The organism is Marinobacter sp. C2H3, from assembly GCF_037080155.1.
Taxonomy (GTDB): Bacteria; Pseudomonadota; Gammaproteobacteria; order Pseudomonadales; family Oleiphilaceae; genus Marinobacter.
Map to the genome: position 1 here is coordinate 906,831 of NZ_JBBBNZ010000001.1, position 13,761 is coordinate 920,591.

Annotated in this window: 9 protein-coding genes; 8 read left to right on the forward strand and 1 reads right to left on the reverse strand. The window is 63.6% G+C overall.

All coding sequences use genetic code 11. The annotated features are described in order from the left end of the window. Positions 1–22: 22 nt before the first annotated feature. The 8 genes from V3388_RS03995 to V3388_RS04030 all read left to right on the forward strand — a co-directional run bounded on the left by V3388_RS03995 (position 23) and on the right by V3388_RS04030 (position 12,049). Positions 23–637: a TetR/AcrR family transcriptional regulator gene (locus V3388_RS03995; RefSeq protein ID WP_336366226.1), complete on the forward strand. Its 615-nt coding sequence runs from the start codon at positions 23–25 to the stop codon at positions 635–637. A 349-nt stretch (positions 638–986) separates the two neighbouring features. Further along, positions 987–2,045: a hypothetical protein gene (locus V3388_RS04000; RefSeq protein WP_336366227.1), complete on the forward strand. Its 1,059-nt coding sequence runs from the start codon at positions 987–989 to the stop codon at positions 2,043–2,045. Positions 2,046–2,133: 88 nt separating this feature from the next. After that, on the forward strand, positions 2,134–3,144 hold the full coding sequence (locus V3388_RS04005; RefSeq protein WP_336366228.1) for a putative solute-binding protein: 1,011 nt from the start codon (positions 2,134–2,136) through the stop codon (positions 3,142–3,144). A 15-nt stretch (positions 3,145–3,159) separates the two neighbouring features. Continuing rightward, positions 3,160–5,211 carry a TRAP transporter large permease subunit gene (locus V3388_RS04010; protein ID WP_336366229.1) on the forward strand — a complete coding sequence of 684 codons (2,052 nt, stop codon included), beginning with the start codon at positions 3,160–3,162 and terminating at the stop codon, positions 5,209–5,211. A 208-nt stretch (positions 5,212–5,419) separates the two neighbouring features. After that, positions 5,420–8,134 carry a S8 family serine peptidase gene (locus V3388_RS04015; RefSeq protein WP_336366230.1) on the forward strand — a complete coding sequence of 905 codons (2,715 nt, stop codon included), beginning with the start codon at positions 5,420–5,422 and terminating at the stop codon, positions 8,132–8,134. Beyond that, positions 8,131–8,664: a protease complex subunit PrcB family protein gene (locus V3388_RS04020; RefSeq protein WP_336366231.1), complete on the forward strand. Its 534-nt coding sequence runs from the start codon at positions 8,131–8,133 to the stop codon at positions 8,662–8,664. The genes V3388_RS04015 and V3388_RS04020 overlap by 4 nt, the downstream gene beginning before the upstream one ends. Positions 8,665–8,756: 92 nt before the next feature. After that, on the forward strand, positions 8,757–10,664 hold the full coding sequence (gene parE, locus V3388_RS04025) for a DNA topoisomerase IV subunit B (protein ID WP_336366232.1): 1,908 nt from the start codon (positions 8,757–8,759) through the stop codon (positions 10,662–10,664). 95 nt (positions 10,665–10,759) lie between these two features. After that, positions 10,760–12,049, forward strand: a complete 1,290-nt coding sequence (locus V3388_RS04030) for an SLC13 family permease (protein WP_336366233.1) — start codon at positions 10,760–10,762, stop codon at positions 12,047–12,049. Here the strand turns inward: V3388_RS04030 and V3388_RS04035 are convergent. Further along, a complete protein-coding gene (locus V3388_RS04035; RefSeq protein WP_336366234.1) occupies positions 12,036–13,319 on the reverse strand; it encodes an EAL domain-containing protein in 1,284 nt (427 codons plus the stop codon). The genes V3388_RS04030 and V3388_RS04035 overlap by 14 nt on opposite strands. Between the last annotated feature and the right edge of the window lie 442 nt (positions 13,320–13,761).

Sequence of the window (13,761 nt, forward strand, 5' to 3'; positions counted from 1 at the left end):
CTCAGCAACCCGGACCCGCCCCGTGACCCCACGCCAGATCTTGAAAACCCTGATTGACGATTCCCTCGTGTCGGACCCGGACAGTGCCCGTGGGCGCCTGTTGCAGGCCGCCGCCCGGCTGTTCCGGGACAAAGGCTATGAGCGCACCACGGTGCGGGACCTGGCGGCGGCGGTGGGCATTCAGTCCGGCAGCCTGTTTCACCACTTCCGCACCAAGGAAGACATTCTGCGGGCGGTGATGGTGGAAACCATTCACCTGAACACGGCCCTGATGCGGGCCGCGGTGGACGCCGCAGACTCCCCCCGGGGCAAGCTGCGGGCGCTGATCCGCACCGAACTGGAATCCATCAACGGGCAGACCGGCGAGGCCATGGCAGTTCTGGTGTTCGAGTGGCGCAGCCTGTCGGAGCCGGCCCGGGCGGACGTGCTCAAACTGCGGGAAGTTTACGAGGCGCTCTGGCTGGACGTACTTGGCCAACTGCGCCGCCAGGGCGATCTGCAGGCGGAACCGTTCATTGTCCGGCGCATGCTTACCGGCGCCCTGAGCTGGACCATTACCTGGTACCGGCCGGCCCGGGGCGGGCTGACGCTGGATGACCTGACCGACCAGATTATGGCGATGCTGGCGCTGGCCTGAGGCGGCTCGTCGGGGCGCGTTTCTCACGTTTCCCCGCCTTTTCACGAGCGGTTGTCTCCCATCCTCCCGGGCCGGTTCGGCCGTCCACCCCTGAAAATTCTGTGCGCCAGATCAAAGAAAAACCTTTTGATTACCCCCTCTGACAGGCCATTGGCCTGATCGGCATGTCGGGGTCGGCGCAACAGCCATGTTGGCGAGCGCATTTTCGACGCATCCTTGCAACCGTTGACTGGAGACAGTGCCCACTGAGGAGCGCGTGGCGGTTCACAGTATTGGCTCGGCATAACGGCAATAATCCAACGCTGTCATTCCAGTACCTATAAAAACAACGTGAAACAGGGCGAACACTATGTACCAACTGGCTACCACCGGCCGCCTCTGTGTGGCTAACCTCAAGCTCCTGATCGCGGGTGCCGCCATTCTTTTGGCAGGCTGCTCCGCCAACCCTATCTATTCCACCACCGGCGTGGTACTGGCGAATTACTCCGAAGACGAAGCCACCCCTTACGTTATGCAGATGTCCGACCCGCAGATGGCCTGTGCGCTGGGCGAGGGCGTGGACCCGCTGCTGTATTCCTTCAAACGGGTAACCGACGCCCCGGACAGCACCGGCTCCCTGCTGATGCTGCTGGCCGGCAACTGCATGGAATACCGGGCCTGGGACGCGGAGCTGCGGTACCTGCGGGCGGATTTCCGGGGTGACGTGCCGGGCGCGAAGGATGCCCGTGAAGAGTCCAAGCGGCTCTACGCCAAGACCGCCGAGCGCCGCTACAAATCGTTCCAGCGCGCCATGGCCGCCTATGAGTTCGATCCCGCCGCTGAGCCCATGGAGTGCCCCTTCCTCTACACCGAGCAGGACGAGCTGACCTTCTTGTTGGGGCTGCTCACCGGCATGCAGGCCATCGTCAACGACGCCAACTCCGGCGCCCTGGCGGGGATCCCCCGCAACATCGCGCCCCAGGCCGAGCGGGCCGCCGCCTGCATTGACGATGCAAAGTGGGGCGGCCTGCCCAACGCCATCCGTGCCCTGGTCTGGCTGCTGCTGCCGGACACCCGCCCGGAGCTGAGCCCGGACCCGTGGCAGATGCTGGACCACAGCGCCGAGCTGGGCATTGAAAAGGGCTTCCGTGCCTCCCTCGCCCTCAAGGCGGTTGCCGCCGAGACCTTTGGTCGTCCGGACAAGCTGAAAGAAGCGATCGCCCAGTTTGCCGATGCCGAGGCCACCATCAAGGTCTGGGAAGACTACCGGCTGGTGGACGAAGTGGCCCGAGGCGTCATCCAGTTCTCCTCCGACAAGTACTGGACCAAGCACTACGGCTACCGCACGCCCCGCAGCTTCTTCGGCAAGATGAGCCCGGAGCGTCAGATGGAAGACGTCGAAACCATGGATCTGGACGACCTGCTCTGAGCGCAGGCGTCCCGCGCCGGGCCACGCCCTGCATCGAAACCTGACATTGCACACGTATCACAAACACAAGAAAGACCAGGAGGTCGTCATGTTCCGCAAATCCCTTACTGCTCTCACCCTGGCGGCGGTTGCGCCGCTGGCCTCGGCCCAGTCCGTCAAGCTCTGCGTGTTTGACGTCATCGGTGCCAACGGTGATTTCTACAACATGGTCAAGGACTACGCCCTTGAAATGAAAGGCCACGGCGTGGATTTTGATCTCAAGCCCTACACCGATGAAGGCGTGGCCGTGGGTGACTTCAATGCCGGCCAGTGCGACGCGGTGGCCGCCACCGACCTGCGGACCCGGCCGTTCAACCGCTTCACCGGCACCATCAGTGCCGTCGGCGCGCTGCCCACTTACGACGATCTGAAAACCCTGCTGGCGACCCTGGCCCAGCCCAAGGCCGCACCGCTGATGAAGCAGAACGGCTACGAAGTGCTGGGCATTATCCCCGCCGGCGCCGGCTACCTGTTTGTGAACGATCGCAGCATCGATACGGCGGGCGAACTGGCCGGTAAGCGAATGGCCACCCTGGATTACCAGAAAGACGCGATTCACATGGTGAACTTCGTCAAGGCCACCGTGGTGCCCTCGGACATCACCAACTTTGCCGGCAAGTTCAATAATGGTTCCGTGGACACCGCCTACGCCCCGGCCTTCGCCTACGAGGCCCTGGAGCTTTACAAAGGCATTGGCGACAAGGGTGGCGTAGTGGATTACCCGCTGGCCCAGCTGACCCTGCAGATCATCGCCCGTGACGACGTGCTCAGCGACGAGCAGGCGCAGCAGTCCCGGGATGTGGCCTGGGCCATGTTCCCGCAGGCCATGGACCTGATTCACGGCCAGGAAAAGGCCATTCCCGAGGACAAGTGGATCCGCATTCCGGAGAAGGACATTCGCGGCTATCAGGAAATGTTCCGTCAGAACCGCCTGGAAATGCGGGACGGCGTGAATGGCGCGCCGGACGTCTACGATCCGAAGATGCTGGGTCTGATGAGCAAGATCCGTTGCGCCAGCAACCCGGCCGCTTCCGAGTGCACGGCCGCAAACCGCGAATAACAGGACCGCAAGACGATGAACTGGCGCACGCTGACTGTACCGGCCACCAAGACTCTGTACCCCATGCACAAGCTGCATGGGGCCATTCTCCTGCTCCTGCTGATGTTTACGCTGTTGCTGGGAATGGGGAGCTCGCTGCACTCCCGCCTGCTGTGGGTGGGGGAGCAGGTCTGGCCGAACTATTACCTTCTGGACCCGGCGGCGACCAAGCCGGACTGCGACCTCAACCGGGATATCGACGCCGAGGTTGAAAAGCGGATAAAGGCCTATAAGCCGGATCCGGATGACCTGTTCAGCTCGCCACCCAATGCCGCGGCCCTTCGCAAATCCCTGGAAAGCAACCTGGAGCTGTGTCAGCAGAAATACGCCCTGTACGAGCAGAACCAGAAGCTCGCCACCCCCGCGCTGGGGGCGTACAAGTGGGTCGAGCAGAACATCGCGCGATTCCTGCTGGATAACATCGACCTGACTAAATTCCTGTTCATTGCCATGTTCGCCATGGCCGCGGCGATTGCCGCCCTGGATACCGATCACATCGCCCTGCGGCTGCCCCGTAACCGGGCCGAGTGGCGGCTGAGCCAGGGCGTGCAGTTCGTGGTGAACGGGCTGATGGTGGCGTCCCTGAATGCCTATGTCGGCAAGCTGGCGCTGTCGCCGGAATCGGAAACCACCAGCGAGCTGCAGTACGCCTGGGGGCTGGTGTTCGGCCTGTTCATGCTGATCAACCTGATCCGGTTTGTGAACGTGCCCGAGCGGGTTAACCCCGGCCGCTTGTCCTTCTCCTCCGGGCTGGTGATTCCGCTGTATTGCTCCATGGGCCTGATCGCCATGGGCTACTTCTTCCTGGTGGACGGCTACGCGTCGGGGCTGGCCATTTACTTCGGCATGATGACCAACCTGTCGTCCATGTTCATCAACATCGGCCTGTACGTGCTGGTGGGCATGATGCTCAAGCAGACCCGCCTGCCGGAGCTGCTGCTGGACGTGATCAAGCCGTTCAACCTGCCGGCGCCGCTGCTGGCTTCGGTGATTATCTTCACCACCGCGTTTCCGACCGCCTTCACCGGCGCTTCCGGGATTTTCATCCTGGCCGTCGGTGGCGTTGTCTACGACGAGCTGCGCCGCTCTGGCGCCGGTCGTCAGCTGTCCCTGGCCACCACGGCCATGTCTGGCAGCCTCGGGGTGGTGCTGAACCCGTGCCTTCTGATTGTGGTCGTGGCCGCGCTAAACAAGGAAGTGACCACCTCGGAAATGTACGGCTGGGGCGTGTGGATTTTCCTGATGTCCGCCACCCTGTTTACCCTGGTGGTGTGCAAGACCGAAGGCAACTGGAAGCCCCGTCCGGCGCCGGGGGCGATGACCCAGGCCATCGCCAACCTGCGCCCGCTGGTGCCCTACGCGGCGGTGGCGGCGCTGGTGATCCTGGCGATCTGGATCATTCTCGGCCTGAAGTTCAACGAGTACAGCGCGCCACTGATCCTGCCGCTGGTGATGCTCGCCCTGGTGGCGCTAGACGCGGGCAAGGCCGACGACACCGAGCCCGGCAGCCGGAGCCGGGTGTTCTGGAACCGCAGCGCGGCGGCCGCCAGCGATTCGGCGGTGCACATCGGTGCGCTGCTGGGGCTGATCGGGTTCTCCATCTGCCTGGGCGGTATTCTGGAGCGCTCCAACATCGTTCACCTGCTGTTCCCGGAACATCTGGCGAGCCCGTGGCTGGCGATGATGGTGATCGTGCTGCTGCTGACGTTCATTGGCATGGTGATGGACCCGTTTGGCGCCGTGATTCTGGTGTCCGCCACCATTGCCCAGCCGGCCATCGGCATGGGCATCGACGCGCTGCACTTCTGGCTGGTGTGTCTGGTGGCCTTTGAGCTCGGCTACCTGAGCCCGCCGGTGGCGCTGAACCACCTACTGACCCGGCAGGTGGTAGGCGAAACCGAAGTGCTGGCGGCGGAACGCACCGGCTCCTTCTGGCACCGCTATCAGCGGCTGCTGCTGCCCCTGACGATCATGGGGCCGACCCTGTTGATCGTGGCCTTTGTGCCGCTGTTTTTCTACGCGCTCTGAGCCACACACGTTGACCCAGGCGCTCGTCTGAGCGCGCAACTTACCGGGCCCGCTGGGCCCGTTTTTTTTGCCCAGGGCTCAGGGGTTGCCGGAACCGTCGCGCAATTTTCATCGTTTGGTTCTAGAATCGGGGCACGATGTATCCGGTTCTCGGCACTGAGAGCGGCGAGCCGGATGAAACCCCCACAGGTGAAGCGGGAAGGTGTGCATGAACGGTTATAAAGTCTGGCGATCCGCCGGTGTGTTGGTCCTGCTGCCCGTCGCCCTGGCGGGGTGTGGCGGCGGTGGCGGGTCCTCCAGTGGCGGCGACACCCCGGCACCGTCGGCGGCGGTGGCCGGCCAGATTGATATTGAAGCCAACACCCGGGTGGATATCGATACGGCGGAAAAGCTCAGTGTGACCTCCGGCTTCCTGGGCACCGCGAGCCCGCAATCCTTGCCAGGCAGCGTGATTCTCGGAGGTTACGTCAGTGGCCAGTCTGGCAGCCGTAACGTTAATGATCCGAACGACGACTATGCCCGCGATCCGGTCGACCGGTACCAGCTGACGGTGTCAGCGGGAGACCGGATCGAATTACAGACCTTCTACACCTATTACTACGACGCTGCCGGCACGCCCGTCGAAGCGAACTTTCCGGTGAGCCTGACGCTGAGGAATCCCAGTGACGGTTCCGTTGTGACCAACACCATGACGCAGACGACGTCCCCTGGTACCCAGGTCTACTCCGTGTCGATTGACGTGCCCACCGGCACGGCGACGGGCAGCTATTACGTGGATGTGGAGGCGGGCTCCGGCCCCATGCGCTATGTGCTGACCACCTCGCCGTCCGGCGGGGTCACGTCCCTGTCGTTCGACTGGCCGCGGTACAACTTTGTCCGGGACGAGGCGCTGGTTACCTTCGGTGGAAGCGTGAACGCCCGGGCCATGGCCTCGACCCTGAGCGCGAGCCCGGTGCGCGAGCTGGGGCAGGGCACCTGGCTGATGCGCCGTAACGCGGCCCAGACGCTGTCCGCTGGCAGCGCGCCGGAGCAGACAGCCCAATGGATCCAGGCACTGCGGGCACAGCCGGGCGTTGCCTCGGCGGTGCCGAATTATGTGGTCAATGCTCAGGCGCCAAGCCCGGATCCTCTTTATTCAAAGCAATGGCACTATCCGTTGATCAACGTACCGGCGGCCTGGCAGTTGGCGCCCGGTGGCGGTAATGGCGTGACCGTGGCGGTGGTGGATACGGGATTGTTTCGGGACCGCGCGAACGGTCAGTGGCACCCGGATCTCAATGCCCATGTCCCCCAAGTTAGCGATCCCCGTCTAATTGGCTCGGATTTTGTCAGCCAGACCGACCTGGACAACGATGACGTTAATACGACGTTCTACGGCAAGATCGGGCGGGATAATATCCCGGCTGACCCGGGCAGCACGTTGGGCACCAATGTCTTCCATGGCACTCATGTGGCCGGCACCATCGCCGCATTGAAAGACAACGGAATCGGTGGAACGGGCGTGGCATTCAGCGCCACCTTGCTGCCCGTTCGCGTGTTGGGCGAGGGCGGTAGTGGTTCCCTGGGCGATCTGGTGGATGGCCTTAACTGGATCGCCGACAACGACAACGCCGATATCGTTAACCTGAGCCTGGGCGGGCTGCCCTACGTCTCGTCCCTGGAAACGGCGCTCAAGCGCCTGAATGACCGGGGTATCACCACGGTGGCCGCCGCCGGTAACAGCGCCACCAGCACCAAGGAATACCCGGCCGCGTCCCAGTACGCCATTGCCGTCAGCGCGGTGGACGGTGCCGGGAACCTGGCGCCGTATTCCAATTTTGGCAGCTGGATTGATGTGGCAGCGCCGGGCGGCAGCGCTGCTGATGCGAACCTGGATGGGTCCCCCGACCTGGTCCTGAGCACCAGCGCCACGCTCGGAGATAGCGGCCAGTTTGAGCCCAGCTATCGGGGGCTGGTGGGGACCTCCATGGCCGCCCCGCACGTGAGCGGGGTCTTTGCGCTGATGCAGGAGGCCAGCACCACAGCTATCTCGCCGGGCCAGTTCCGGGCTTGGTTAATGGCCGGTGAGCTGACTCAGGATGGCGACGGGTCCCGGAATGACCAGTTGGGTTACGGGCTGATTGATGCTGCCAGGGCGGTTTCCAAAGCGCTGAACGGTGGTTCGACAACGGTGGTTTCTCCAGATCCTTATTTCGTCAGTCTGAATAATCAAAAGACGGAGGACGTTGTAACGCTGAACCGCATTGGCGATCTCACAAACCCGCTCACCAATTGCGTCTTTTCTTCCCCCGCGTGGTTGAAGGTTACCTGCGACGATGCTGTGGACCCGGCAGAGCTGACAGTCGCTCTCATAGACCCCAGCTCGCTTAACCCCGACGCTCCCTTGAAGGGCTCGGTTTCTGTCACTTACACCACTGATTCCTCCCGTTCCCTCACCATCCCCGTCAGCGCCCAGATCGTCACCGACGCTACCGACCGCGACGCCGGCGTGCAGTTCGTCCTGCTGGTGCAGACCGAACCCGATGCCGACGGCAACTTCATCACGGAAGCCCAGGATGTGGTGCAGGTAGAAAACGGCCAGTACACCTTCCGATTCCGCCACGACGACGGCCAGGGTACCCAGGACGTCGATGAGGTACGCCCCGGCAGCTACTACCTGGTGGCCGGTACCGACCTGGATAATGACGGCTTCATCTGCCAGCCGGGGGAGGCCTGCGCTGAGTATCCGGTGTCTGGGCTTCGCCAGGTGGTGCAGGTCACCGCCGATACCGACCTCACTAATCTGCGCATGACCACCGGCTTCAGCCGGCCCACCATTTCCGCCGCGACGCCGGATGTGCTGCCGAGGCCGGATTTCGGCGGCTATCGCCTGCTGACCCGGGATGACCCGGGCGTAAAACAGCTTTCCGGAGGCCGCCCATGATCCGTCCATCGTTTCGCCAGTCACGTCACCGGCTATTGCCGCGGCTGGCCCTGGCCCGCCGGGTTGCCGTGGTGGCTGCATGCGTGACGTTGTCTGCCTGTGCCGCCGCGCCGAATCCCACGGCGCCCGCCCCCGCGCCCGTACGGCAGATCACCCAGTCGGCGCACTGCGGTCTAACTGGCCCTGGCCTGCTGCTGGTGACCACCGACGACCAGCTCTCCAAATACCTCGGCCTGAAGGGCCAGAACCTGGCTACCCAGCAGCTCCGGGCTGTGGACTTGAGCCAGGAAGTGCTGCTGTTCGTGACCCTGGGCGAAAAGCCCACCGCCGGCTACGGGGTCGGGCTGGCCGCCGCTGACCTCCAACGGGATAACCTGCGCATCCGGATGGAGTCCCGGACGCCGCCGGCCGGCGCGGTGCTAGCCCAGGTCATGACCTCGCCCTGCGCGGTGCTGGCGGTGGAGCCCGGGCGCTGGAACCGGGTGACGGTCTCGGGCGTGGCCGAGGCGCCGATGGTGCTTCAGCCGTAAGCGGCCGGCGGCACAAAACAACCGTTGATCTTTGCCGGTGAATCCCTAAGCTAGGGCTCTGTTTTGAACCATCGCGGAGCCTCGCCCTGTCTATGAGCCAGCAGCCCAAGAGCCAAGAGTACAACGCCGACGCCATTGAAGTTCTCAGCGGCCTCGATCCGGTGCGCAAGCGCCCGGGCATGTACACGGATACCAGCCGGCCGAACCACCTGGCTCAGGAAGTGATCGACAACAGCGTGGACGAGGCGCTGGCCGGTCACGCCCGCCGCATCGATGTGATTCTCCATGACGACGGCTCCCTGAGCGTCGAGGACGATGGCCGGGGCATGCCGGTGGATCTGCATAAGGAAGAGGGTGTGCCGGGGGTGGAGCTGATCCTCACCCGGCTGCACGCCGGCGGCAAGTTCTCCCAGGGCAACTACAACTTCTCCGGCGGTCTGCACGGGGTGGGCGTCTCCGTGGTCAATGCCCTGTCCCTGGAGCTGGAAGTGCTGATCAAGCGCGATGGCCAGCTGCACCGTATGACCTTCGCCGATGGCGAGAAGGCCTCGGATCTGCAGGTGGTCGACACGGTGGGCAAACGCAACACCGGCACCCGCCTGCGCTTCCGGCCCGATCCGAAATACTTCGATAGCCCCAACTTCTCCGTCAGCCGGCTGCGCCATAACCTCCGGGCCAAGGCGGTGCTGTGCCCGGGCCTGACGGTGACGTTCCTCCAGGAAAAGACCGGCGACAAGGACGAGTGGTTCTACGAGGACGGGCTGCGGGACTACCTGCGGACCGCCCTGGCGGACATCGAGGCGGTGCCCCTGGACCCGTTTACCGGCAGCTTCTCCGGCAACGCCGAGGCGGTGGATTGGGCCATCCAGTGGCTGCCCGAGGGCGGCGAAGCGGTCATGGAAAGCTACGTCAACCTGATTCCCACCGCCCAGGGCGGCACCCATGTGAACGGCCTGCGCACCGGCCTGCTTGAAGCGATGCGGGAGTTCTGCGAGTTCCGCAACCTGTTGCCCCGGGGCGTGAGATTGTCCCCGGAGGACATCTGGGAGCGCGTGGCCTACGTGCTGTCGTTCAAGATGCAGGAGCCGCAGTTCTCCGGGCAGACCAAGGAGCGGCTGTCGTCCCGGGAAGCGGCGAGCTTTGTCTCCGGCGTGGTCAAGGACGCCTTCAGCCTGTGGCTGAACCAGCACACCGATGTGGCGGAAGCCCTGGCGGAGCTGTTCATCAGCAACGCCCAGCGGCGCCTGCGGGCCAGCAAGAAGGTGGCCCGGAAAAAAGTCACCTCCGGCCCGGCCCTGCCCGGCAAGCTGGCGGACTGTTCCGGCGGCGATACGGCCCGCTCTGAGCTGTTCCTGGTGGAGGGGGATTCCGCCGGCGGTTCCGCCAAGCAGGCCCGGGACCGGGAGTTCCAGGCGGTGATGCCGCTGCGGGGCAAGATCCTGAACACCTGGGAGGTGGATTCCGGCGAGATCCTGGCGTCCCAGGAAGTCCACGACATTGCCGTGGCCATTGGCGTGGACCCGGGCTCGGACGATCTGGCCGGTCTTCGTTACAACAAGGTCTGCATCCTGGCGGACGCGGATTCCGATGGCCTGCACATCGCCACCCTGCTGTGCGCGCTGTTTGTGAAGCATTTCCGGCCGGTGGTAGCCGCCGGCCACGTGTTCGTGGCGATGCCGCCCCTGTATCGGGTGGATCTGGGCAAGGAGACCTTCTACGCCCTGGATGAGCACGAAAAGCAGGGCATTCTCGATCGCCTGAAAGCGGAAAACCGCCGGGGCAAGCTCTCGGTCACCCGCTTCAAGGGCCTGGGTGAGATGAATCCGCTGCAACTGCGGGAAACCACCATGGCCCCGGATACCCGCCGGCTGGTGATGCTGACGCTGGAAGAGGGCGACCAGACCGACGAGCGCATGGACATGCTGCTGGGCAAGAAGCGGGCGTCTGACCGCAGGGCCTGGCTGGAAGCCTACGGCAATCTCGCCGACGTGACCGGTTGATATATCGTAAAGTGCTTTTAAAATCGCTCGTTATTCTTTTTGTGGCTTGATGAAACCCGCTATCCTGCCAGTTTTCATGACCGGGAAGACCGTACATGGACTGGCAAGGTTGGTTCTCGCTGGCGCTCGCCGGCGGTGCCCTGTTACTGATGAGTACCGGCCGCTTTGCGCCCCATCTGGTGATGATGGGCGTCCTGGTCGTGCTCAGCGTGAGCGGTGTGCTGTCGCCGGACCAGGCGCTGGCGGGCTTCAGTAACAGCGGTCTGATGACGGTGGCGGCCATGTTCGTGGTGGCCGCCGGCGTGCATCATTCCGGTGGCGTTGAGCTGCTGGTGACGCATTTACTCCGTCACCCCCGCAGCGTGCGCAGCGCCCAGGCCCGCATTGCCGTGCCGGTCTCCCTGCTCAGCGGCTTCCTGAACAACACGCCGGTGGTTGCCACCATGATCCCGGCCATTCACAGCTGGTCCGACCGGATCGGCATTGCCCCCTCCAAGCTGATGATCCCCCTGAGCTACTCCGCCATTCTCGGCGGTACGCTGACCCTCGTGGGCACCAGTACCAACCTGGTGGTGAACGGCCAGTACCAGCGTCTGACCGGCGCCGAAGGGTTTTCCATTTTTTCCATCACCAGCGTTGGCCTCCCGGTGGCGGTGATCGGCATCGCCGCCATCCTGCTGGTCATGCCCCGGCTGCTGCCGGATCACGGACCGCGCATTGCGCTGTCACCGACCGCCGGTGACGGCGATGCACTGGTGTCTGACATCGGCGCTGAGCCGGCGAATGCCCCAGAGCGGGCCTGGTGGTCCTGGGCCATTCTGCTTGGCATGGTGGTGCTGGCGGCGGTTGGGACCCTGTCGATGCTGAACGCGGCGTTCCTCGGTGCCGCCCTGATGATCCTCACCGGTTGCTGCTCACCCCGGCAGGCCCAGCGGGCCATCGACGTTCCGGTGCTGCTCACCATCGGCGCCTCCTTCGCCCTGGGGGCCGCGCTGGCGGACACCGGCGCCGCCGGATATCTGGCAGAGCGAATCATGGGTTTGAGCCATGGGCACCTGCTGCTCAGCATCTTCCTGGTGTACTTTGCCGTGTCCGTGCTGACAGAAGTGGTCACCAACAACGCGGCGGCGGTGCTGGTCATTCCAGTGGTGCTGTCGATGACCACGGTGATGGGGGTGGCCCCAGAGCCGTTCGTGATCGCGGTGATGATGGCGGCCTCGGCCAGTTTTGCCACGCCCATCGGGTACCAGACCAATATGATGGTGCTGGGGCCGGGCGGCTACCGGTTCTCGGATTTTCTGCGGGTCGGGTTGCCGATGAACCTGTTCATTGGCCTGGTGACGGTCGCGGTGATTGCCGTGGTGTACGGCATTAACCCGTGGTGATGTCGGGATCCACCGGGTTGGAGAGTATGTCGCAGCACAGCACCTGGAGTTCGCCCGCCTGATAAAAGCCCAGGGAGAGGGTGACGCACATGTAGGCGCCGGTCACGCACAGGTAGGGGTTGGTCACGTGCAGGTGGTTGGGCTGGGCCAGGGCCTGCCGGAGGTACTGCTGACGGTACCAGTCGGCGCTGGTGGTGCTTTCCAGCGGGCGGAAGCGGGGGTCCTGGTGCCGGGAGCCGGTATCGGAGAGCAGGGTGTCGTCGATCTGCACCCCCTGGGCGTTCACCCGATAGCAACGGGATACCGCCGGGTGGTTGAGCAGGTCCCGGCACGCCTCTGCCATGTCGAATCCATCGCCCAGACGGCCGCTGGCCCGCCGGAAATAGCCCTCGAAGAACGCCACCAGTTGATGGGTTGGGTCCCGGGTGATCTGTGCCTGTCGTTTGTATTCCTGCAGCAGGTGGTCAAAGTCCGTGTTCGCCTCCGCCAGGGTCCGAAAATCCAGGCTGGGCCGCTGGAAATAGAATCCCTGGACAAAATCCACGCCGGCGTCAATGGCAATCAGTGCCTGGTCCCGGGTTTCCACCCCCTCCAGTAACACCAGACAGGCGGATTGATGCAGCAGCGAGACGATGCCGTTGAGGATCTGCCGGGCCTTGTGATCGTCCGCCGCCCGGGTGAGCAACGTTCGATCGAGTTTGACGATGTCCGGCGACAGGTTCCAGATGCGTTCGAAATTCGAGTGGCCTGCCCCGAAGTCATCGATGGCGGTCAGGCAACCCAGATCCTTGTAGTACCCAACGGTCTCCCGCAGACGGTCGGCATTGTCCGTGGGCTGCTCGACAATTTCCATGACAATGCGATGGGCCGGCAGGCCCGTCTTCTTCAGTAACTGCCCAAAAAACGCGTCAGACTGGTTCTTGCCAGCCACCACCCGGGGCGACACATTCAGGAACAGCCAGTTCAGCCGATCCTCAATGGCGCTGTAATTGCGCATGTGCAGATAACGACAGAGCCGGTCCAACAGCAGGTTTTCGGCGTCGCAGGTGGGCAGGTCGAACAGGTGGTTGGGAAGTACCGGGGCGTTGTCGTTGTCAAACGGCCGTATCAGAGCTTCGTACCCGACGATCCGCTTGTGGGAAATGCTGTAAATAGGCTGAAGCGCGGTTCTCAGGGTCAGGCCCCGGAAATCCGCGGTCCAGTTCAGGCCTTCCTGGCTCAGCATGGGTGACAGCACATCCAGTTCCGGGGCTGCCAGCGTGTCAGGCAAGGGTCGCGACATAGAGTTCTGGCTGGTTGACGAACACAACGGGCGACAGGGCTGCCCGTACTGTCTGGGTGGCGATCCGATCAGCCGGAGAAGCCCCGGAGACAGTCGCTACTCCGGAGATTGCCAAAAAACGCGGGAGGTTACCACTGTTTCATGAGAAACCGTCGCCGTTTCCGGGAGAAACGGGAACCGGTGTGCAGGGCAGGGCCCGCTTGAGGGGAGGAACCGGCGGCGTCGGCCAACCGGTTCTTCACGTATTCTGAGAGCTGTTCTGAGAAAACGCTGAGGGGCGCGCCCGGCGCTCAACCCAGTGTGTTGCTTGACTCAGTTGTTGCTCGGGACAACGATTCGCTCGTCGAATTCCACTTCCATGCCAATGCTCCTCTGTCGCGGGCAATGCCGCCGGGTTGTATGAAGGGTGTCTAAAAAATCATCGATGGCC

Bases quoted from the DNA above. Each gene is read 5' to 3' on its own strand.
- V3388_RS04020 (WP_336366231.1), top strand. From the start codon at position 8,131: ATGATCCGTCCATCGTTTCGCCAGTCACGTCACCGGCTATTGCCGCGG.
- V3388_RS04015 (WP_336366230.1), top strand. From the start codon at position 5,420: ATGAACGGTTATAAAGTCTGGCGATCCGCCGGTGTGTTGGTCCTGCTG.
- V3388_RS04000 (WP_336366227.1), top strand. From the start codon at position 987: ATGTACCAACTGGCTACCACCGGCCGCCTCTGTGTGGCTAACCTCAAG.
- V3388_RS04010 (WP_336366229.1), top strand. From the start codon at position 3,160: ATGAACTGGCGCACGCTGACTGTACCGGCCACCAAGACTCTGTACCCC.
- V3388_RS04030 (WP_336366233.1), top strand. From the start codon at position 10,760: ATGGACTGGCAAGGTTGGTTCTCGCTGGCGCTCGCCGGCGGTGCCCTG.
- parE (WP_336366232.1), top strand. From the start codon at position 8,757: ATGAGCCAGCAGCCCAAGAGCCAAGAGTACAACGCCGACGCCATTGAA.
- V3388_RS04005 (WP_336366228.1), top strand. From the start codon at position 2,134: ATGTTCCGCAAATCCCTTACTGCTCTCACCCTGGCGGCGGTTGCGCCG.